The following is a 20,671-nucleotide window of genomic DNA, read 5'->3' as shown; positions in this document are numbered from 1 at the left end:
CACATTGACTTAGTCTTGAGCGATTTGCTTGCCGAAGACTTCTTTTTCCAAACGATTCAAACGACGTAAGATGTCAAAGTTTGTCGCAGATGATGTGCGTTCTGTACGCAAAGTATCTGTTGTTTCAACAACTGGTGAACTTGGACGTGAGCTATTTGCAGAAACGGCTTTGAGGCGAGCAATTTCACCCTTTAATTCTTTGATAATTGCTTCATAGGCATCATAATCTTTCATGATGTCATCCAAGAAATCATTTACCTCATCCTGGTCGTAACCACGGAAACTTGTTTTGAAATCTTGCTCAAAAATGTCTTTAGTTGTGTACTTAATACTTGCCATTCCTCACTCCTCATTCTATAAAAATGTCGCTAGCTCTATTATATTAAAAATTCAGAGTAAAAATCAAGCTAAATCACTCATTTTCTTCAATTTTTTCAGCAACTTCGTTCAGTCTATCAAAGGTAAGCGTTTTTCTAGTATAGCCTTCTTTTTTTACCATCTCGTGAACCAAATATTTCAAGTTTGTTTCATTTTCATTATCGTAAAATAAATAAGCACCATCCGTATTATCCAAGAGAAAACGATTGTAATCTCGAAATTGTCCTGGATTTTGATAAGACGGAAAAGCTGACTTGGTAAAATCAACTGACTTAAAGGCTGCTAATTTGATTTGATTGCTTTCATTCCAGTTCTCACCATGATTTTCAAAGCAGAAAATCGTCGCTAATTGGCAAGTATATCCCTCTTGACGCAAGTCTTTCAACACTTCTAAGGTCCAAGATTCAAAGCCTAAATTTCCAGTAAAAATAAACCATTCCGCGCCATCTTCCATCAGGCGAATCAAATCTTCTCGAATAGCTTTTTTTATAACTGGAAGTCGTTTATCCTTATCTGAGAAAATTCCCAAATCTGTGTGACGATAGCCTGATACTAGTACTGTCTTCATGCGCTTTACTTGAACCTACTTCTTATTTTATGTTATAATATGCTGATAATAGTCTATCAAGAAGGAGTCATATGGTCAATTATCCACATGGGATTCGGAAAATGCATTCGCATCCCTCAAAAGTTACAAAACAAAAACAAGTGGACTTTGCCAACCGTGGAATGAGCTTTGAAGCTGCCATCAACGATAGCAATCAATATTATCTGGCTCACAAGTATGCTGTTATTCACAAAAAGCCGACACCTGTTCAAATTGTAAAAGTAGATTATCCTAAGAGAACTCGGGCAAAGATTGTAGAAGCCTACTTTAGACAAGCTTCTACGACAGATTATTCTGGTGTTTTTCGTGGTCATTATATTGACTTTGAAGCCAAGGAAACTCGCCAGAAAACTGCTATGCCCATGAAAAACTTCCACGCTCACCAAATTGAACACATGCACCAAGTACTGGAGCAAGATGGCATTTGTTTTGTTCTCCTTCATTTTTCAAGTTTGAAGGAAACCTATCTTCTGCCAGCCAAACCCTTGATTGATTTTTATAAGATTGACCAAGGTAGTCGCTCTATGCCGTTGGATTATATTCGTCAGCACGGCTTTAAAATCATGATGGGAAGTTTTCCTAGTCTTCCCTATCTCGAAATTGTTGAAAAAAATCTTTTAGGTGGTGAATCTATTGAATAATACGAACCTTAAAAAAATCCTTATTCTTGCAGCCAATGTGCTTCTTACAGGATTTCTAGTTGTCTTCTTGGCAGGTGCAGGACTCGCTGCCTACTATCTTTCATCTGCACCCGCTTTGACAGAAAAAGCCTTGACAGCAACCACATCCAGCAAGATTTATGACAAGGATGGAGAACTCATTGCAGATTTGGGCTCAGAAAAGCGTTCTAATGCTAAAACCTCTGAAATCCCGACTGACTTAGTCAACGCCATCGTCTCGATTGAGGACCAACGATTCTTCAATCACCGCGGGGTCGATGTGGTCCGTATCGCTGGCGCCTTTCTCCATAATTTAACAGGAAACAGCTTGCAAGGCGGATCGACGCTCGATCAACAGCTCATCAAATTGACCTATTTCTCAACTTCTACACAGGATCAAAATATCAAGCGTAAAATCCAAGAAGCTTGGCTGGCTATGCAGTTAGAACGCCGAAATACCAAACAAGAAATCATGACCTACTATATCAATAAGGTCTACATGTCTAATGGTAACTACGGTATGAAAACAGCCGCCAATACTTACTACGGCAAGGAATTAGCTCAGCTTTCTTTAGCCCAATTAGCCCTCTTAGCTGGGATGCCTCAAGCACCCAACCAATATGATCCTTACACACAACCAGAAGCAGCTAAAAACCGCCGTGACCTAGTGCTTTCACAGATGTTGGATGAAAAATACATCACTGAAAAGCAATACAAGGAAGCTGTTGCAACACCTGTAACTGACGGTTTGCAATCACTTTCTTCAACTGCTGCCTATCCAGCTTACATGGATAACTACCTCAAAGAAGTTATCGAAGAAGTTCAAGAAAAAACAGGCTATAATCTTCTAACAACTGGTATGAGTGTCTACACTAACGTAGATGCTGCCGCTCAAAAGCAATTGTGGGATATCTACAATTCTGTTGATTATGTAAACTATCCCGATGACACCTTACAAGTTGCTTCTACCGTTGTTGATGTTACAACTGGTCGCGTCGTTGCCCAATTGGGTTCTCGAAACCAGTCTAGCAGCGTTTCCTTCGGAACCAACCAGGCGGTTGAAACCAACCGTGACTTCGGTTCTACTATGAAACCATTGACAGACTATGCTCCTGCTTTTGAGAATGGTGTCTTGGCTTCTACAGCTGATATCATCGTGGACGGTCCTTATAATTATCCTGGTTCTACAACACCTGTCTACAACTGGGACCACAGCTATTATGGCAATATTACTTTCCGGACAGCCTTGCAATACTCTCGGAATGTTCCTGCTGTAAAAATGCTCGAAGCTACTGGTTTAGACAAGGCAAATGCCTTCCTAAACAGTGTGGGAATCTCTTACCCTGAATTGTTCTATTCAAATGCCATTTCAAGTAATACAACTGATTCCAACAGCAAATACGGAGCAAGCACAGAAAAAATGGCTGCTGCCTACGCTTCTTTTGCCAATGGTGGAACTTACAACAAGCCATACTATGTCAACAAGATTGTCTTCAGTGACGATACTGTCAACGAATACTCTCCAGAAGGTACAACAGTTATGTCTGCTGAAACAGCCTATATCATAACAGATACACTGAAGTCTGTTATGACCTATGGAAATGGTCTCAACGGTGCCGTATCTGGTGTGCCTATGGCTGGTAAAACGGGTACCTCTAACTACTCAGATGATGAAATTACTAATATTCTAGCTAATAACGAAGCTGCTAACTATAGCACCATGGTTGTGCCAGATGAAAACTTTGTTGGTTTCTCAACCAAGTATGCTATGGCTGTTTGGACTGGTTACACCAACCGTGCCACACCTGTTCTAGACAATGGAATGTTAGTTGCTACTGACGTTTATCGCAACATGATGAGCTACCTCAATCCTGTAGAAACAGCTACTGACTGGGAAATACCTGATGGTCTTTACCAATCTGGTATCTACCTCTACATGCGCGGAAAAACAGGAAGTTACACTGCTAGAAATAGCTACGGTTATCCAAGTTACGGTACAACATACAGCTCAAGTAGTTCATCTGTAGAAGAGACTAGCACAAGCAGTTCAGCAAGCACTGCTGAAACAACTAGTACCGAGGCTACAGAAACAACCACCTCCACTAGCGAAGCAACTTCAACAAGTACTCAAGCTACCACAGGTCAATAAACCCAAACATAGAAGTCCAACGACTTCTATGTTTTTCATTTTTATCTGCTTTATGGTAAGATAGTCATATGAAACCAGAAGAATTTTATCAAGCCTTAGAAAAAGCAAATATTCACCTCACTGAACATCAAAAGCAACAGTTTCAGCGCTATTTTGAACTCCTAGTCGAATGGAATCAGAAGATTAATCTAACAGCCATTACGGAGCTTGAAGAAGTTTACTTAAAGCATTTCTACGATTCTATTGCGCCTATCTTGCAAGGACATATTAAGAATGAAAACATTCGTCTGCTGGATATTGGCGCGGGAGCAGGTTTTCCTAGCCTTCCTATGAAAATTATTTATCCAAATCTGGATGTGACTATTATCGACTCTCTCAATAAGCGAATCAATTTCCTAAACTTACTCGCGGAGGAATTAGGGTTAGAAAACGTGCATTTCCATCACGGACGAGCAGAGGATTTTGCCCAAGACAAACTTTTTCGTGCCCAGTTCGATTTAGTAACCGCACGCGCTGTCGCCCGTATGCAAGTCCTGTCTGAGTTGACAATTCCTTACCTCAAAGTCAATGGTCGCTTGATTGCTCTGAAAGCTTCAAATGCTGGAGACGAATTACTAGAAGCAAAAAATGCTCTCTCTCTTCTCTTTGCCAAGGTGCTGGAAAATGTTGACTATAGCCTTCCAAATGGTGACCCCCGTAATTTGACGATTGTCGAAAAGAAAAAAGAAACGCCGAACAAATACCCTCGTAAGGCAGGATTGCCTAACAAGAGACCACTCTAAGATCGAAAGCTTGTTTCGGTCTTTTCTGTCATTCAAGCAGCAAAAAATCCCTCGCTCGAGGGATTTTTTGCTGCTTTCGATTAGTTGCTTTCTTTTCTACTTGTAATAAGTGCTGAGACCAAGCTTATCAAAGCTAGTGTAAAACCTAGTTCATACAGGGCGAATGGTGTCTTGTCTCCTGTTCTTGGAAGAAGTTTCTTCTCAGTTGATTCTGGTTTCGCCTTAGTTGAATTGGTTCCTGAAATAGATTTTCCTACTGGCTGAGCTTGTGGGGTCTCGGTTGCAGTTGCTGATTGTTCTGACTTCGGAACTTCGATTTCACCGATTGCTGCAATAACTCGATGGGCAGATTCTTGTGCATCTTCTTCTGTTTCAGCTGACGATCGTACTCTGACTTATCTTCCTTAGCAGCCTCACGAAGACCATCTGATAAACTAAGAATACCTAACTGGCATTTGCGCTCGGATTTATCAATCTTGTCTGCTGCATCTAAAATGCCTGCGCCAAATTGACCAAGAATTGCTAGTTGACGACCGCGCTCCTGCTTATCGATTGTTTCCGTAGCTACTGAAATCCCCTCTGACAAGCCAAGAACTGTTAATTGTCGGTCATGTTCTTTTGAGTCATTCTTACCGACTGCCTCTAGTCCATCTGATAAACCAGCTAGTTTTTTTGAGATGGTAGCTTTTGTCACTTTCTCACGAATATCTTCAGGAATATTCATATCTTTTGTCAGCGCAAGCAGTTCATCTGCTAATTTAAAATAACGATCGCGATTCTGCTGCAAAGCAGACTCAAGAGACTCAATTCATTTTGAACTTTTGTTTTATTTTCTGGAGAGATTACTTTTTCACCAGTAGCAGCTAAACTAATATATTTTGACCAAGCAACATCGCGGAATTTTTTTGGTACATTATTATTTTTTATAGGCTAATAATTTATCCAAATTCTCATAAAAATCTTTATCTTTTTCCTGCTCTTTCGTAATCACTCTCGGTCTCTTACCCATCTCCTCTGCCAAGACTGGATGTGTTAGTCCTGCACTTGCTAGTCCTAGGCCTATCAGGGCGGAGACGACATCAACAGTAAACTTACGGATACCAAAGCGCTGTTGCATTTTGAAAAGGTTCTTTTCCTGTCCTTTTTTTCATATATATTCCTTTTGACCCAAACAATTTGAGTCTAATTTTTTATACCTTTTATAAAATCATTTCATGGATCAAATAAATATATAAGTTCAATTTCTTACATTACCGGATGTATTCTTTGTATATGCATAAAAAAACAAACTTCCTAATTGAAAGTTTGTTGATTCTCCTATTTCATCTAAGCCCATGGGTTGTAAAATCTGCCCTGATTGACGAAAAAAAGTCCAATTGTGAGACAAATCAAGATAAGAAGAAGGAATAAAACCAGCCAGTCCACTATTTTCATAGCTTGGTAACTGTACCAGGTCCGTGCTTTGTTTTTCCAAAAACGGCGCAATTCCATAGCCGTTGAAACGGTATCAATTCGCTCTAATGATGAAAAAATCAGCGGAGTAACGAGAGCGAGGTTTCCCTTAATTCGTTGTAAAAGAGGAGCTTTTTTCGATAATTCAAGCCCACGCGCCTCCTGAGAGAGACGAATCGTATAGAACTCCTCTTGAATATCTGGAATGTAGCGCATGGTCAGACTAACTGCATAGGCAATCCTGTAAGATAGACCAATTCGATTGAGACTGGAAGCAAACTGGCTGGGATGAGTTGTCATCAAAAACACTAAAGCCAGGGGCACTGTTGAAAAATACTTGAGAGCTAGATTTAACAAATAAAAGAGTTCTTGACTAGTCACGGTATAGGATCCAATTCCTTGCCATAAAAGCGCCTTACTGCCGTATAATTCTACACCGTATTCAGGAGCAAAAAGATAGACCATGACCACATTTAATAATGCAAAAACAATAGCCAGCGCCAAAACAAAAGAAACTTTCTTTAGGCGAATCGCAGACAGCTTGAAGAAGACTAACGAGAGCAATCCCAAGCCTAAAATCAATCTGGTATCGTAGGTCACCATGACCAAGATAGAAATAACAAGAAAGGCTAGCAATTTGGAAACGGCTGATAGACCATGAATAAAGCTATCTCCTTTTTGGTAGCCGATTAGACTTTTTTGACTCATTGGCAACCTCCTTTTTCCATATAGAGATAGGTTAATTGCAAGGGACCCACTCCCATGCGCTTGGCTAATACAAAGATACTTGTTTCTTTAAGATTGGCTTGGCGTGTAACGACTGAATCGCTTAAAATCTCAGCAGGACTGGCGTCCTCGATGATCTGACCGTTCACCATGACCAGAGCTCTATCCGAGTAATCCAGCATCAGCTGCATATCATGAGTAATCATGATAATGGTATGACCTTGATGATTGAGCTCGTTCAGAAATTCCATAATTTCAGTATAATTGCGTTGGTCTTGACCAGCAGTTGGCTCATCTAACAAGATAATTTCTGGACCGAGGACCAAAATTGACGCAATTGTGACACGTTTTTTCTGACCATAAGACAGAGCGGAAATCGGCCATTTTCTGTAAGCATAGAGTCCACAGGTTTTCAAGACTGCATGCACACGCTCCACCACTTCTTCTTCTGGAATTCGGCGGAGTCGTAGACCCATTGCGACCTCATCAAAAATCATAGTTTGACTGATCATTTGGTTTGGATTTTGCAGGACATAGCCAATTCGTTCAGCCCGCTCTTTGACAGAGTCGGCCGAGATTGACTGTCCCTTCCATCTAACCGTCCCCTTAGCCTCTAAAAAGCCACAAAGAACCTTGGCTAGGGTAGACTTTCCTGCTCCATTTTTTCCGACAATTGCTAATCGTTCGCCCTTACGAAGTTGGAAGCTAACATTGTCCAAAACAAGGTCAGCTTGATAGGCATAGGAAAGATTTTCTGCTTCCAGCAAGATTTCTCTCTTATTTTCATTGACATCAAAAAAAGGAAGTTGAGGCTTTTCAAGACCGGATAAATCCAGCTGATCCAAACGACTGAGGTGGTAAGCTTCTTCCACTGGGTAATGCAAGGCGCGCAAGGTGGAAATGTAGAGAGGCTCTCGAATGCCATGTTGAGCTAAGAGCGAGGTGGCTAAGAGCTCATCTGGATGACCATTAAAGACAATACGACCGTCACTCATAAGAACAATACGGTCCACCGAACGATAAAGGACATCTTCCAAGCGGTGCTCAATGATTATGGTCGTCGTTCCTTCTTCCTTATGCAAGCGGTCAATCAAATCAATGGTATCCTGACCAGCTTGCGGATCGAGATTCGCAAGCGGCTCATCAAAAAGCAAAATCGGACTTTCATCAATAAGGACACCTGCCAAGCTAGCCCGCTGCTTTTGTCCACCTGATAGGTCTTGCGGACGGTGCGCCAGCAGATTTTCCAACTCCAAACGCTCAGCCCAATCTGCCACGCGCTCCCGCATAAGTGATGGCGCTACCTGATCATTTTCCAAGGCGAAGGCCAAATCCTCTGCGACTGACAAGCCAATAAACTGACCGTCCGTATCTTGCAAGACTGTCGAAACCAGAAGGGATTTTTCATAAATCGACATGCTAAAAGCCTCTTGACCCCTGATCAAGAGCTCTCCGCTCGATTTTCCTTTGTAAGTATTGGGAATCAGCCCATTCAGGCATTGTCCAAGAGTAGACTTACCTGAGCCCGACGGTCCCAAAATCAAGACTTTTTCGCCCTGATAAATTTCTAGATTGATTTCCTTCAAGGTTGGCTCCTGCTGGGCCTGGTATTGAAAGCTAAAATCCTTGAACTCGATGATTTTTTTCATGTACCTATTATAGCGCAAAAATAGGCAATAAAAAAGGCTGACTTCCTTATTTTGGAAAGGAAACCGCCTCAACTAGAAATTGATTGGCTGACTGATTGATGATAATATCAAAGTCCTCCTTATATGACTCCATGAAAGCTTGGTACTGTCGTCTACGACGGTCGGCATTTTTCTGGATAAAATCTGGAATACGCCTCCTTTCAGCTACATCACGCGCCAGCCGACGAGACAATTCTGTTTCTGCATCAGTGTAGATGAAAATGGGCAAGTCAAACAAGTCCTTATCCAGAAATGTTGGTGACATTCCTTCTACCAAAAGAATTGGCTTGGACCCTCTCAGCACCTCCTCCTTCTTCCAAGGCATGTCAGGCGTCAGCAAGTCCATGCCTCTTTTTAACATAGCAATGTCTCGCTTAAGGCTAATGAGCTCGTGCCGGGCAGGATGACAGGCTGTAATGGCTTCATCGACCAAGTGACCATCTTGGTCAGCTTTCAGAAATAATTGCTTACTTATCTGACCAGGAATGACATAGAGATTACCCTCAGGGAGATTAACTCTATCTGCTCCCAGATAGACCGTCAACTCTTCTGCAAAGTTTGACTTTCTTGAACCTCCATGACCACAGATACGAATGGTTGGAGAGATTTTTTCTTTACAAAAAGCTGCGATTGCCTGCAGTAATTCTTCTTTTTTCATATTTCTAGTATAACAAAAAAACAAACCAGACCAGCTGATTTGTCTTTATTTTATTAGGCACCAACTGTTGCTGGTAATTCTTCGCCGATAGCTGCCAAGCGGTCTGCCCATTCTTGTCGCGTCAAGCCATTTTCAGCTACATAGCGGTTGCGTTCATGGGCACGGCATTCTGCTGAACAACCACGAACGTAGGCAGCTTCTGTCTCTTCAGACATGAAAATTTGTTCATTACAGTATGGATTAGCACAATTAACATAACGTTCACAAGCTTCACCAGTAATATGGTCACGTCCAATCACAGTTGGGTTGACACGGTTGATGGGTACAGATATACGCTCGTCAAAGACATACATAGCACCATCCCAAAGTTCGCCCATGACTTCTGGATCTTTTCCGTAAGTCACGATACCGCCGTGCAACTGACCAACATCTTTAAATCCTTCACGGACCATCCAACCAGAGAATTTTTCACAGCGAACGCCTCCTGTACAGTAAACAACGACGCGTTTTTCCATGAACTTTTCCTTGTTGTCACGCACCCATTGTGGCAATTCACGGAAGTTACGAATATCTGGACGAATCGCACCACGGAAATGACCAAGGTCGTACTCGTAATCGTTACGTGTGTCAAGAACGACTGTATCCTCATCAAGAAGAGCTTCCTTGAACTGTTGCGGATTGAGGTATTCACCAGTTGTTTCAAGTGGATTAATATCGCTGTCAAAATCGTTGTCTTCCAGTCCCAAGTGAACGATTTCTTTCTTGTAGCGAACAAACATTTTTTTGAAAGCATCGCGTGGTTCTTCATCGAATTTGAACCAGAGATCCGCAAAACGCTCATCGCTATGCACCCAGTCCATGTATTTTTGAGTTGTTTCGTAGTCACCAGATACGGTACCATTGATTCCTTCATCCGCAATCAAGATACGGCCCTTCAGTCCAATTGATTTACAAAAATCCAAGTGCACTTGAGCATATTCTTTGGCATTTTCAATAGGAACATATTTATAATATAGCAATACACGAATATCGTTTGACATTTTCTAATTTCTCTCAATCTTTTAATGTTATTGTTCTATTGTACCGATTTTGGTTGGAGATAGGAAATAATTTGACTGAAAATCCTAGGCCTGTGCTATACTTAAACTATGAAAAAAGAATGGATTTTACTCATCACACTCATCGTTTTTGGGATAGGTATGGTGGCAGGTTATTTCTTCTATAAAATGGAACTCAAAGACGATAAATCCGCCTCTCCCTTCAAATATATCCGCCAGTTGCCCACTAAAAAAGCACTGGAACAGGCACCTCAAGTCTATGCAACTATCCACAAAGCCTTGATGACAGCTGAAGAGCAGGAAAAGGTCACTGCTAAACTGACCAAGCACATCAAAAACTTACAAGAACTAGGCTGGTCAAATCAGGCCATCTGGAAGGGCTACCTCTACCAAATGGACCGTCAAACCAAGACCGAAACCGTTGGTAGCTACTTGGACCAGCGATTTGCAGAGACCAAAAACTTTGGTTCCACTGCCTATACAGATCTCTGGCGCCATTCAGGCTACAAAAAATCTGCTAAGTCTGCTCGCGCCTTACTCGAAAAAGCCATGGAGCTAGTTGGCATGCCGGAAGACTTGTCCGGTCAGCCTAAGGAAACTCAAAAATTAATTGCTACATTTGACGACCAACTGGAACCAGATGATAACTTCTGGAAATATTTTTCCAACACTGTACAAGTAGCCTTTCCTAAAAATACCTTGGCCGATGAACAGGATATTTTAGCACGGAAAATTCATCAGTTCCGCTATGTCATTTCCTCGCAACAAGCACAATGGGTGCGGTTAAATTACAAAAAACAGGGCATGACAGACGCTCAAGCTCTGGCTATTTACATGAAGGACATGGATGAAATGAATTCCTTCCTGGAAGAAGCCGGCATCGTCAATTCTGACTACTACTATGACTATAATTATGGGGAATCCGCTCGCCTTCACAACAAGGTTGCCGTAACCATTGATGGGACTGGTCTAGTGAAAATCCACCGTCCTGACAATATCAACCAGGTCAACTTCAAGATTGTCATGGATTTCTACAGTGAATTTATCCTCGATGAAGCTGGAAATTTCCTCAATGAAATTGATGCTGAAAAAATCACAGAAAATGGGGTTGTCAACGGGGCTAGTTACAACTATGCCAATGAAAACAATGCCTTGCACCGTACTCTGGACGTCAAACCCATTCGTGTACACGATCCTGAGTTTCGGAAAAATTTTTCCGAGAAAACAGGACTGCACTACCGTACACCAAACAGCCTAAAATCTCCAGAAGCTGCAACCCAACGGCAAAAATGGGAAAATTCCTACTTCAATCCGAAAGGCAACTTTGCCATTGACAACCAATCCGCTTCGCAGAGAGTCAAGGACAGCATTCAAACATTTCAAAAACTAGTAGAGGAGGCTAAGAAAACCAATGCGCAAGTCAAATAAACCAATGATTTTCATCAGCCTAGGGCTTCTTCTTGTCACTGCATTAGGAGTATTTGTCGGACAGGCTCTGTCGCCTAAGAAACCTATTTCTAAAAAAATAAAAGAAGCAGCCGTAAGCCAGTTGGAAATCGGTAAAACCTATGAAATCTACGGTGAGCTAACCCTGATTGATGAGCAGCACTATGTTTATCTCTTTGACGATACGGATTATGAAAGTCAGGAAGAACTGGAAGAGGTGCAGGAGGAAAATTATCCTGACCAGATTTACCCAGCTCTCTACTATTATCAAGGGGAATATAAGCGTGAAGGAGACAATATCTACCTCAAACCAACCAAAGAAATCAGCATCTTCTTTGAAACCTTGGCCGATGTCAAAAAGAAGACCTATTTTCAAGTAACGGAGACCGCACTGACAGGTAATTTCGAAGACCAAGCCCAGCTTATCAAAAAAGATGGCGTCTATATGGTCTCTTTAGGTGCTGATGATGATAACTTCCAAGTCATTCCTTCTTCTGCCAAACTCGCCAAGTCTAGTGCAGAATTCCTTGCTAATTATACAAAGGCAAACAAAAAGGACTAGCAATTCAAACTGTTATTCCTTTTCTTTATTATTCATCAACAGAGAGACTTCCTGATTGGGTACGAGTTTTCGCATAAACATTTATCAACAGCGTTCCTGCTACACCAATCGTCACCGCATTCACAATCCCCGCAACCAATCCCTGTACAAAAACTTTATTAGCTGGCTCGTGGTAAATGACAATGTCTAAGACCGGCGCTACAAGCCCCCAAGCAAGGATATTGGTCACAATCTGCGTACCGTTAAAGAGCAAGATATCCTTAGAAGTAAAAATCCCTTCTTCCACGCGCAAGCGATTTTTCAACAGACCAATCAAGAGTCCAACTACACCAGAAGCTAAAATCCAAGACCACCATGGGCTATAGGTCACTGAATCCTTCACCGTATGACCAATAAAACCAATCAGAAAACCAACGACTGGCCCAAAAATAACTGAAAATAGCGACTGAACAGCGTACTGAAGTTGGATATTGGTATCGGGTACAAAGGTCGGGATGTTGATGACCAAACCAATGACAACAAAGAGGGCTGCTCCGATACCAGTTGCTACAACTGTTTTAATTGAATTATTTTTCATTTTTACTCCTACATATTTCCTATTTGTCCAAAGAACTTCTCTATTATAGCGAAAAATCACCTATTTGACCAATAGATGATTTTTTATTTGTACTTTGTATTTTCTTATCCTTAAGCAACAATCGCTTTGGCTACTTCTTCAACTGTCATGCGTGAGAAGTAACGAGTTGTATCAATCGTTTGCAGTTTTTCCAAGATATCTTTGTATTCATAACGAGTACCAACCAAGAGATTTTCAATATCTGCCACATCTTCAATCCCGAAGAAGTCCCCGTAAATCTTGATAGACTCAATGACTGAGTTTTCTGTCTTGATGTAAGAAGTAATCTTACCAGCTGGGTAGCGAACAGCACGTTCTACTGTATATTCTGGCGCTTTTCCGTAAGTCCAATCCCAAGTCGCAAACTGCTCATCGCGTAATTTTTGAATAGCTGCTAATTCTGTTGCATTGAGGACATACTCATCCATATCAGGATATTCTTCCTTCATTTGGTTCAGAATAGCATCGCTGAATTCTTGGACGGTAATCTTATTTTCCAAGTGATCGATGATATTGGTTACGCGAGCACGGACTGACTTAACTCCTTTGGACTCAATCTTGTCTTTAGAGACCTTAAGAGCCTGCCCCAGAACGGACATATCTACATCAAAAAGAAGACAACCATGGTGCATCATACGGCCATTGAAGTAGGCTTGAGCATTTCCCGCAAACTTTTGACCGTCAATTTCAAGATCGTTACGGCCAGTAAATTCAGCCTTAACCCCCAGTTTAGCCAAAGTATCAATAACAGGTTTTGAGAAGGTCTTGAAGTCAAAGGCACCCTCGTCAGCCTTGTTTGAAATGATGGTATAGTTAAGGTTATTGAGATCATGATAAACCGCACCACCACCTGATAAACGACGGACGACATGAATACCCTTCTCATCTGTAAATTCTTTATTGATTTCTTGAATGGTATTTTGGTGCTTACCGATGATAATAGCTGGCTCGTTAATCCAGAGAATAAAAATTTCATCAATATTTTTCAATTCACGAAAAGCATAAGCCTCCAGGGCAATATTATAAGCTGGATCATTTGACTGATTGACAATGTATTTCATGGGAACTCCTATTCATATTGTTAGCGTATACAGGATTATTATAACAGAAAAAATCTAAAAACAGGAAAAAAGTGTCTGAAACCAGTACTTCTTTTTCTCCTACTTTGAAAGTTGCCGACTGATACATTCCACTTTTTCTCGCATCTAATCATTTTGAATGTATAACATCACAAAAAGAGTCTAAAACAACCGTTTCAGACTCTTGATGATGTAAAACCTAAATCATGATTTATTTACGTTTTGGTGGGTTGTGAATTGCTTCACCCAATACGTCTGCAAAGGCTTCGTACATAACTTCAGAGAAGGTTGGGTGACCATGGATTGACAAGAGCAATTCGTCAACTGTCAATTCATTTTCCATGATTGTTGCAGCTTCGTTGATCATTTCAGCAGCTGCTGGACCAATGATGTGTACACCAAGGATTTCGTGGTATTTCGCATCAGCGATAACTTTTACAAAACCTTGTGCTTCGTTAGAAGCGATGGCACGACCGTTACCTGTAAAGCTATTTTTACCGATAAGGATGTTGCCGTATTGTTCGCGGGCTTGTTCTTCTGTCAAACCAACCATGGCTACTTCAGGATGTGTGTAAACAGCCGCTGGTGTGAATTCAAGGTTAGCTTTACGCGTGTTACCGTGCATTGCATTTTCAGCAGCAACTTCACCCATACGGTAAGCAGCATGGGCAAGCATTTTCGTACCATTGACATCACCTGGTGCGTAGATACCTGGGATAGATGTTTCTTGATATTCATTAACTTTGATACGGTTGCGGTCCATTTCAAGGTTAAGATTTTCAAGACCATTCATTTGTGGTACACGACCGATTGAAAGAAGAGCTTTTTCAGCAATAACTTCTTCGCCATTGTTAAGTTTCAAGGTCAATTGGTTGTTTGCTTCAACGATTTCAGAAACACCAACTGATGTCTTGATCTTCATGCCTTTCTTAGCAAGGATTTTTTGAAGTTCAAGAGAAACTTCTTTATCCATTGCAGGGATGATACGGTCAGCCATTTCAATAACAGTTACGTCAACGCCGTATGAAGCCCAGACAAGACCAAGCTCGATACCAACGACACCACCACCCATAACTGCGAGTGATTTAGGCATTTCACGAAGGTCAAGGATATCGTCAGATGTCAAGACAAGTGATGACTCGATACCTGGGATGTTGATACGAGATACTTTTGAACCTGTCGCAAGGATGATGCTGCGGCCTTTGATTGTTTCAGAACCAATAGTGACTGTCTTGTCAGGGTTTACTTGACCAAGACCATTGAAAATCGTCACTTTGTTAGCCTTAAGAAGACCTTTAACACCGCCTGTCAAGGTTTTAACAACTGAGTTTTTAAATTCAACTGTCTTATCCATGTCGATGGTGTAGTTTGTTGATGCCAAGTTGATACCACGACCAGCAGCATGTTTGATACCGTCAAGGATTTCAGCATTTTTAAGGTAAGTCTTGGTTGGAATACAGCCGACATTCAAACAAGTACCACCAAATTCAGATTTTTCAACGATAGCGATTTTACCACCAAGTTGAGCACCTTTGATGGCTGCGTAATAACCAGCAGGCCCACCACCAACAACAATCATATCGTATTCATTAGCGGCCAAGTCAGCTTTAGGTGCTTGGGCAGCCGCGGCTGGTGTAGAAGGAACTTCAAGACCTGCAGCTTGTAAGTCAGCAGTAGCTTGAGCAACTTCAGCTGCTGCTGGTGCAGCAGATTCGCCAACCACTTCGCCTTCAACACCGATGTATCCGATGACTTCTGTAACTGGAACGACTTCGCCGTTTCCACGCACGATTTTCAAAAGAACACCTGAATCTTCAGCTTCCAATTCCATACTTGTCTTATCAGACATCATTTCCAAGATGACATCGCCTTCATTGACAACATCACCTTCTTGTTTTTTCCACTCGATGATTTCGCCTTCTTGCATGTCAACGCCAAGTTTAGGCATAATAATTTCAACAGCCATTTTATTTTTTCCTTTCAGAACTTTCTTTTTTATACTTGTCTATGGTGGTGGGGTCGCCAGCGAACCATTGGTTCCACGACTTATTTTTGAGCCTAGCGTCTCGAACATCTCTTCATAAGAGCTGTTCTTTTCACCACAGCGACAGGTATCGTTTTAGCTCACTTCGTTCGCTTCGTAAATACCAATTTTCAATCTATAGCTATTCTATCAGATCAACAGTTCCAATGGATTTTCAAGCAGGTTCTTGAGATCCACCATGAATTTAGCACCATTCATACCGTCGATGATACGGTGGTCAATGGTCAAGCAAAGCGCCATGATTGGACGAATTTTCACTTCACCGTCGATAACAACTGGTGTTTGAACCGTTGAAGCCACACCCAAAATTGCTGAGTTTGGTTGATTGATAATTGGATTAAATGTCTTGGTACCAAACATACCCAAGTTTGTAATGGAGAAGGTTGAACCTGACATTTCAGCACCTTTCAACTTACCAGATTGAGCTTTTTTGATGACATCTTTTGAAGCAACCACGAAGTCTGACAAGCTCATTTTATCTGCACCGTGAACAACTGGTACAACAAGACCCTCGTCAAGACCAACGGCGATACCAAGGTTAACAAATTTATGCAATTCGATTTCTTGTGCATCGTTGATAAGAGAAGCGTTCATATAACGGTGCTCTTCTTTCATCAAGGTACGTGTTACTGCAAGACCAATCAAGTCAGTAAAGGTCACTTTAAGACCTGTTTTGTTCATGATTGGCTCAAGGATTTGTTTACGAAGTGCCATGAGGTTGGTCATGTCAATATCGTAGTTAAGTGTGAAGGTTGGAGCTGTAAGGTAAGAGTTAACCATTCCTTTAGAAATTGCCTTCCGCATAGCTGACATCTTGATGATTTCAACGCCTTCTGGCAATTCTTTCTCTGGTTTTTCTTCTTTCTTAGCCGCAACTGGTGCTGTAGCTGGCGCTTGAGCAGCAATGTAAGCAAGAATATCTTCTTTTCTTACCTTACCTGAATGACCTTGTCCGGCAACAAGAGCCAAGTCAATACCTTTGTCAGCTGCCATTTTACGAGCAAGTGGAGTCGCTTTGGGCTGAGCATTCTTGAAGTCTTCAACGTCAACTTTGTGAACTCGACCATTGGCACCTGTTCCTAGAACACTGCCCAAATCAATCTTCAAGTCTTTAGCTGTTTTACGAGCAGCTGGAGTTGCACGAACTTTTCCACCACCTTGAGGTGCTGCGGCTGGTTTTACTTCAGCTGCTACTGGAGCAACTGGCGCAGGTGCTGCTTCTTGAACAGGAGCCGCTGCTGGTGCTGAACTTGCTGCTGCAGCCACATCAACTGTTTCTCCTTCCGCACCGATATAACCGATGACTTCTGTAACAGGCACAACTTCACCATTTCCACGAACGATTTTAAGCAAGACACCTGACTCTTCAGCTTCCAATTCCATGCTGGTTTTGTCAGACATCATTTCCAAGATAACATCGCCTTCATTGACAACATCACCTTCTTGTTTTTTCCACTCGATGATTTCGCCTTCTTGCATATCAACACCGAGCTTTGGCATGATGATTTCTACTGCCATGAATTTTCCTTCTTTCTAAAACATGTAAAATCTAGCAGGATTTTCGCCCTGCCAGATTGGAAACTATAATCTTTTTACCAAAGAAAGTTGTCTGTCAACTGCTTGGTAACAGAATATAGATTAGCCTCGGTTCACTTGTTTGTAAATTGCAGCCTTGATTTTTTCTACGTTTGGCAATACTGCATTTTCAAGGATATTGGCATAAGGAACTGGCACATCATCAGATGCGATACGGATAACTGGTGCATCAAGGTAGTCAAATGCTTCACTTTCAGTGATGATTGAAGCGATTTCCCCGATAAATCCACCAGTTTTGTAAGCATCATTGACCAAGATGACTTTACCAGTTTTCTTAACTGAATTGATGATGATTTCTTTGTCAAGCGGGATAAGCGTACGTGGGTCAACCACTTCAACGCTGATGCCTTCAGCAGCCACTTCTTCAGCAGCTTTCATAACGCGCTCCAACATACGACCGTAAGAAACGATTGTGACGTCAGTACCTTCGCGCTTGATTTCCCCTTTACCAAGTGGGATATAGAAGTCTGGGTCTTGGTTTACTTCTTCTTTTTTACCGTAAAGCGCTTTGGGCTCCAAGAAGATAACTGGGTTGTTATCACGGATTGAAGATTTCAAAAGACCTTTTGCATCATTTACTGTACCAGGTGCAACAACTTTAATCCCTGGAATATGTGTCAACCAAGCTTCAAGAGATTGTGAGTGTTGTGCAGCAGAACCGATACCTGAACCTGACGCTACACGGAAAGTTACAGGCGTCTTCAAACCACCACCAAACATGTAGTTTGTTTTGGCAGCTTGGTTAACAATAGCATCAAGAGCGATTGTAACGAAGTCCATGAAGGTCAAGTCAACGATTGGACGAAGGCCTGTTTGAGCAGCACCAACTGCTGAACCTGCGATGGCAGCCTCAGAAATTGGTGTGTCACGAACGCGTTTTTCACCAAATTCTGCCAACATACCAACAGATGTCCCGAAGTCACCGCCGTAGATACCGACGTCTTCACCCATCAAGAATACTTTTTCATCCTTACGCATTTCTTCGCTTTGAGCCAAGTTAATCGCTTCACGCAAGGCCATTACTTTTGTTTCAGCCATTTTTTACTCCTAATTTATATCAATTTATCTTTACTGTAACAAGTAAAATGTAGAAAACTAATCAATTACTTCATTGTAATCAAGCGTCATAGCTACTCGAGCTACCCTAGTTTGACTTGCTTCTTTAGAGATTAGTCAAACTTCTTACGTTACTAGTTGGGTTCAGACTAGAGGCTTGGAAAAATAGATGAGCCATTAGTGATGCCCGCATCACTAGCTGACTCCCTAATTTTTCTGCGCCTCTTTAACGTCTTCACACCCTAGTCTACAAACACATCCTCATAAGCTACTGAGATGTCTGGATCTGGGCTTTCTTGTGCGAATTTCACAGATGCTTCTACTTGTTCTGCAACTTGTGCTTCGATGGCATCCAATTCTTCGTCAGTCGCAATCTTGTTCTCTGTCAAGTATTTGCGGTATTTCTTAAGTGGGTCTTTTGCTTTCCACTCGTTAACTTCTTCTTTTGTACGGTAAACACCAGCATCGGCAGTTGAGTGACCGAACCAGCGGTATGATTCAACTTCGACCATGGCAGGCCCATTTCCTGCACGAACGTACTCGATGACTTCTTGCATTTTTTCATAAACAGCAATAACGTCATTACCATCCTCAACATAGTGACCTGGAATACCGTATGCAGCAGCACGTTGGTAGAGGTGAGGAATCTTAGTAGAATAAGAAATGTCAGTTGAAATACCGTAACGGTTGTTAGTGATAAAGAAGATAACTGGCAAATTCCAAACAGCTGCCAAGTTCATTGATTCGTGGAAAGAACCTTCGTTAGTAGCTGAATCACCTGAGAAGGCAATAACAATGTTATCTGTACCGAGGTATTGTTGCGTAAGGGCGGCACCCACCGCAAGGGCGTAACCACCACCTACGATACCGTTTGAACCAAAGTTCCCTTTTTCCACATTTGCCAAGTGCATCGAACCACCACGGCCTTTTGATGTACCAGTTGCCTTGCCAGCAAGCTCAGCCATCATGCCGTTGATGTCAATACCTTTTGCAATAACGTGACCGTGACCACGGTGGTGTGAGAAGATGATGTCCTCATCTGTCAATCCAGCAATAGGTCCAACAGCCGCAGCTTCTTCACCGACTGAGAAGTGAGTCATACCTTGTACGAAACCGCGACGCACTAATTTGTTTAATTTCATATCAACATCACGGATTTGTTGCATTTTCAAGAACATGTCCAAATGTTGTTCTTTTGTGATAGATACCATAATTTCCTCCAAAGGTTTTTCTCTTTCTGTACTATGATAGACCAAACTTTCACAAATGGCAAATAATTGGTCTGAACTTTTTAGATACAAACCTACAAGTAAAACCTTGTCCTCACTGACTTTTCATCAAGTCGACCATGTTCACATATTCCACTTAAGTTATTTCTTTCACAAACTTTACAACCATCTTGAAAAGCCTTTCATTTTATGATAAGATGTCACTTGGAGGAAGACATGGAGTTTGAGTTATTTCTTTTAATCTGTAACTATATCGGTACCATCGCTTTTGCCGTTTCTGGTGTTGTCAAAGGTTTCCACAAAAATTTAGATATTTTCGGAATTACACTTTTAGGAATCCTAACTGCTGTCGGGGGCGGAATCATCCGCGATATGATGACTGCTCGCATTCCAGCAGCCTTGACGGATCCCACTTCTATCTATCTAGCGATTGCTGTTGCTCTCATTATGTATGTCGTCGTTGTATCCCGAAAAGCTGATAAGTTAAAAAATCAGCAAATGTACCGATTTCTAGCTACAACCAATCTTGTTTTCGATGCAATTGGATTAGCAATCTTCGCCTTAATCGGAGCCAGTGCTGGTGTAGAGCTGCACCTCAACTTCATGACCAGTGGTATTCTAGCCACTCTAACAGGTGTTGGCGGAGGAATCTTACGCGATCTCTTGGTTAATGAGACACCTATTGTTTTAAAAGAAGATGTCTACGCTGTTCTTGCTCTCTTTGCAGGCATCGCTTATCACATCCTCGTATTAGATTTTCATCTACCACGTATCCCTGTTTATACTGGATTATTTTTCGTTGCCCTCATCATCCGCTTATTAGTCATCAAATACCATGTCAATTTACCAAATATGTCTATAAAAGAAAAAGGTTCTAAGAAATAAC

The 20,671-nt window shown here is 41.6% G+C and carries 19 protein-coding genes and 1 pseudogene; 6 read left to right on the top strand and 14 right to left on the bottom strand.

Annotated elements, in window-relative coordinates:
• Window positions 1-9: 9 nt before the first annotated feature.
• Window positions 10-339 (bottom strand): cell division regulator GpsB, encoded by a 330-nt coding sequence (gene gpsB, locus ACHUFA_RS08305; protein WP_222349642.1) that lies wholly within the window; start codon window positions 337-339, stop codon window positions 10-12.
• A gap of 73 nt (window positions 340-412) precedes the next feature.
• Window positions 413-946 (bottom strand): SLOG family protein, encoded by a 534-nt coding sequence (locus tag ACHUFA_RS08300; RefSeq protein WP_394405508.1) that lies wholly within the window; start codon window positions 944-946, stop codon window positions 413-415.
• A gap of 71 nt (window positions 947-1,017) precedes the next feature.
• Here ACHUFA_RS08300 and recU point away from each other — a divergent pair, with 71 nt between their 5' ends.
• The 3 genes from recU (at window position 1,018) to rsmG (ending at window position 4,575) form a co-directional block, all read left to right on the top strand.
• Window positions 1,018-1,626: a Holliday junction resolvase RecU gene (gene recU / locus ACHUFA_RS08295; protein ID WP_394405506.1), complete on the top strand. Its 609-nt coding sequence runs from the start codon at window positions 1,018-1,020 to the stop codon at window positions 1,624-1,626.
• Window positions 1,619-3,793: a penicillin-binding protein PBP1A gene (pbp1a, locus tag ACHUFA_RS08290; protein WP_318530408.1), complete on the top strand. Its 2,175-nt coding sequence runs from the start codon at window positions 1,619-1,621 to the stop codon at window positions 3,791-3,793. The genes recU and pbp1a overlap by 8 nt, the downstream gene beginning before the upstream one ends.
• Window positions 3,794-3,861: 68 nt before the next feature.
• Window positions 3,862-4,575, top strand: a complete 714-nt coding sequence (gene rsmG / locus ACHUFA_RS08285; RefSeq protein WP_222349501.1) for a 16S rRNA (guanine(527)-N(7))-methyltransferase RsmG — start codon at window positions 3,862-3,864, stop codon at window positions 4,573-4,575.
• Window positions 4,576-4,828: 253 nt separating this feature from the next.
• Here the strand turns inward: rsmG and ACHUFA_RS08280 are convergent, their stop codons facing one another.
• The 6 genes and pseudogenes from ACHUFA_RS08280 to trhO form a co-directional block, all read right to left on the bottom strand.
• Window positions 4,829-5,362: a hypothetical protein gene (locus ACHUFA_RS08280; RefSeq protein WP_394405504.1), complete on the bottom strand. Its 534-nt coding sequence runs from the start codon at window positions 5,360-5,362 to the stop codon at window positions 4,829-4,831.
• 129 nt (window positions 5,363-5,491) lie between these two features.
• Window positions 5,492-5,695, bottom strand: a pseudogene (locus ACHUFA_RS08275) (YSIRK-type signal peptide-containing protein); the annotation flags it as partial.
• 206 nt (window positions 5,696-5,901) lie between these two features.
• The gene (locus tag ACHUFA_RS08270; protein ID WP_394405502.1) at window positions 5,902-6,735 is read right to left on the bottom strand and encodes an energy-coupling factor transporter transmembrane component T family protein; all 834 of its coding nucleotides are present in this window, start codon (window positions 6,733-6,735) and stop codon (window positions 5,902-5,904) included.
• On the bottom strand, window positions 6,732-8,402 hold the full coding sequence (locus tag ACHUFA_RS08265) for an ABC transporter ATP-binding protein (protein ID WP_222349490.1): 1,671 nt from the start codon (window positions 8,400-8,402) through the stop codon (window positions 6,732-6,734). The genes ACHUFA_RS08270 and ACHUFA_RS08265 overlap by 4 nt, the downstream gene beginning before the upstream one ends.
• A 46-nt stretch (window positions 8,403-8,448) precedes the next feature.
• Window positions 8,449-9,099, bottom strand: coding sequence for a uridine kinase family protein (locus ACHUFA_RS08260; protein ID WP_222349487.1), 651 nt, complete (start codon window positions 9,097-9,099; stop codon window positions 8,449-8,451).
• A 53-nt stretch (window positions 9,100-9,152) separates the two neighbouring features.
• Window positions 9,153-10,139: an oxygen-dependent tRNA uridine(34) hydroxylase TrhO gene (trhO, locus tag ACHUFA_RS08255; protein ID WP_222349485.1), complete on the bottom strand. Its 987-nt coding sequence runs from the start codon at window positions 10,137-10,139 to the stop codon at window positions 9,153-9,155.
• 108 nt (window positions 10,140-10,247) lie between these two features.
• On the opposite strand from trhO, the gene ACHUFA_RS08250 reads away from it, so the two are divergent.
• Window positions 10,248-11,585, top strand: a complete 1,338-nt coding sequence (locus tag ACHUFA_RS08250) for a DUF3114 domain-containing protein (protein WP_394405499.1) — start codon at window positions 10,248-10,250, stop codon at window positions 11,583-11,585.
• Window positions 11,569-12,165: a hypothetical protein gene (locus ACHUFA_RS08245; RefSeq protein WP_222349479.1), complete on the top strand. Its 597-nt coding sequence runs from the start codon at window positions 11,569-11,571 to the stop codon at window positions 12,163-12,165. The genes ACHUFA_RS08250 and ACHUFA_RS08245 overlap by 17 nt, the downstream gene beginning before the upstream one ends.
• A 28-nt stretch (window positions 12,166-12,193) precedes the next feature.
• Here the strand turns inward: ACHUFA_RS08245 and ACHUFA_RS08240 are convergent, their stop codons facing one another.
• The 6 genes from ACHUFA_RS08240 to ACHUFA_RS08215 all read right to left on the bottom strand — a co-directional run bounded on the left by ACHUFA_RS08240 (window position 12,194) and on the right by ACHUFA_RS08215 (window position 19,767).
• Entirely contained in the window at window positions 12,194-12,742 is a 549-nt protein-coding gene (locus ACHUFA_RS08240; protein WP_394405497.1) for an ECF-type riboflavin transporter substrate-binding protein, read from the bottom strand.
• Between the two features lie 110 nt (window positions 12,743-12,852).
• Window positions 12,853-13,842 (bottom strand): lipoate--protein ligase, encoded by a 990-nt coding sequence (gene lplA / locus ACHUFA_RS08235; protein WP_394405495.1) that lies wholly within the window; start codon window positions 13,840-13,842, stop codon window positions 12,853-12,855.
• 229 nt (window positions 13,843-14,071) lie between these two features.
• The gene (gene lpdA / locus ACHUFA_RS08230) at window positions 14,072-15,826 is read right to left on the bottom strand and encodes a dihydrolipoyl dehydrogenase (protein WP_394405493.1); all 1,755 of its coding nucleotides are present in this window, start codon (window positions 15,824-15,826) and stop codon (window positions 14,072-14,074) included.
• Between the two features lie 207 nt (window positions 15,827-16,033).
• A complete protein-coding gene (locus ACHUFA_RS08225) occupies window positions 16,034-17,422 on the bottom strand; it encodes a dihydrolipoamide acetyltransferase (RefSeq protein WP_394405491.1) in 1,389 nt (462 codons plus the stop codon).
• 120 nt (window positions 17,423-17,542) lie between these two features.
• Window positions 17,543-18,538, bottom strand: coding sequence for an alpha-ketoacid dehydrogenase subunit beta (locus ACHUFA_RS08220; RefSeq protein WP_394405489.1), 996 nt, complete (start codon window positions 18,536-18,538; stop codon window positions 17,543-17,545).
• A 260-nt stretch (window positions 18,539-18,798) separates the two neighbouring features.
• The gene (locus tag ACHUFA_RS08215; RefSeq protein WP_013730549.1) at window positions 18,799-19,767 is read right to left on the bottom strand and encodes a thiamine pyrophosphate-dependent dehydrogenase E1 component subunit alpha; all 969 of its coding nucleotides are present in this window, start codon (window positions 19,765-19,767) and stop codon (window positions 18,799-18,801) included.
• A 234-nt stretch (window positions 19,768-20,001) separates the two neighbouring features.
• Here ACHUFA_RS08215 and ACHUFA_RS08210 point away from each other — a divergent pair, with 234 nt between their 5' ends.
• On the top strand, window positions 20,002-20,670 hold the full coding sequence (locus ACHUFA_RS08210; RefSeq protein WP_394405486.1) for a trimeric intracellular cation channel family protein: 669 nt from the start codon (window positions 20,002-20,004) through the stop codon (window positions 20,668-20,670).
• Window position 20,671: the final 1 nt, after the last annotated feature.

It is taken from the genome of Streptococcus hepaticus, assembly GCF_043656315.1.
Classification (GTDB): Bacteria; Bacillota; Bacilli; order Lactobacillales; family Streptococcaceae; genus Streptococcus; species Streptococcus hepaticus.
This window is presented reverse-complemented; position numbering and strand designations above follow the sequence as displayed.

Excerpts from the sequence above, each read along its gene's own strand:
- gpsB (WP_222349642.1), bottom strand. The coding sequence starts at position 339 with ATGGCAAGTATTAAGTACACAACTAAAGACATTTTTGAGCAAGATTTC.
- ACHUFA_RS08300 (WP_394405508.1), bottom strand. The coding sequence starts at position 946 with ATGAAGACAGTACTAGTATCAGGCTATCGTCACACAGATTTGGGAATT.
- recU (WP_394405506.1), top strand. The coding sequence starts at position 1,018 with ATGGTCAATTATCCACATGGGATTCGGAAAATGCATTCGCATCCCTCA.
- rsmG (WP_222349501.1), top strand. The coding sequence starts at position 3,862 with ATGAAACCAGAAGAATTTTATCAAGCCTTAGAAAAAGCAAATATTCAC.
- ACHUFA_RS08270 (WP_394405502.1), bottom strand. The coding sequence starts at position 6,735 with ATGAGTCAAAAAAGTCTAATCGGCTACCAAAAAGGAGATAGCTTTATT.
- ACHUFA_RS08265 (WP_222349490.1), bottom strand. The coding sequence starts at position 8,402 with ATGAAAAAAATCATCGAGTTCAAGGATTTTAGCTTTCAATACCAGGCC.
- ACHUFA_RS08260 (WP_222349487.1), bottom strand. The coding sequence starts at position 9,099 with ATGAAAAAAGAAGAATTACTGCAGGCAATCGCAGCTTTTTGTAAAGAA.
- trhO (WP_222349485.1), bottom strand. The coding sequence starts at position 10,139 with ATGTCAAACGATATTCGTGTATTGCTATATTATAAATATGTTCCTATT.
- ACHUFA_RS08250 (WP_394405499.1), top strand. The coding sequence starts at position 10,248 with ATGAAAAAAGAATGGATTTTACTCATCACACTCATCGTTTTTGGGATA.
- ACHUFA_RS08245 (WP_222349479.1), top strand. The coding sequence starts at position 11,569 with ATGCGCAAGTCAAATAAACCAATGATTTTCATCAGCCTAGGGCTTCTT.
- ACHUFA_RS08240 (WP_394405497.1), bottom strand. The coding sequence starts at position 12,742 with ATGAAAAATAATTCAATTAAAACAGTTGTAGCAACTGGTATCGGAGCA.
- lplA (WP_394405495.1), bottom strand. The coding sequence starts at position 13,842 with ATGAAATACATTGTCAATCAGTCAAATGATCCAGCTTATAATATTGCC.
- lpdA (WP_394405493.1), bottom strand. The coding sequence starts at position 15,826 with ATGGCTGTTGAAATTATTATGCCTAAACTTGGCGTTGACATGCAAGAA.
- ACHUFA_RS08225 (WP_394405491.1), bottom strand. The coding sequence starts at position 17,422 with ATGGCAGTAGAAATCATCATGCCAAAGCTCGGTGTTGATATGCAAGAA.
- ACHUFA_RS08220 (WP_394405489.1), bottom strand. The coding sequence starts at position 18,538 with ATGGCTGAAACAAAAGTAATGGCCTTGCGTGAAGCGATTAACTTGGCT.
- ACHUFA_RS08215 (WP_013730549.1), bottom strand. The coding sequence starts at position 19,767 with ATGGTATCTATCACAAAAGAACAACATTTGGACATGTTCTTGAAAATG.
- ACHUFA_RS08210 (WP_394405486.1), top strand. The coding sequence starts at position 20,002 with ATGGAGTTTGAGTTATTTCTTTTAATCTGTAACTATATCGGTACCATC.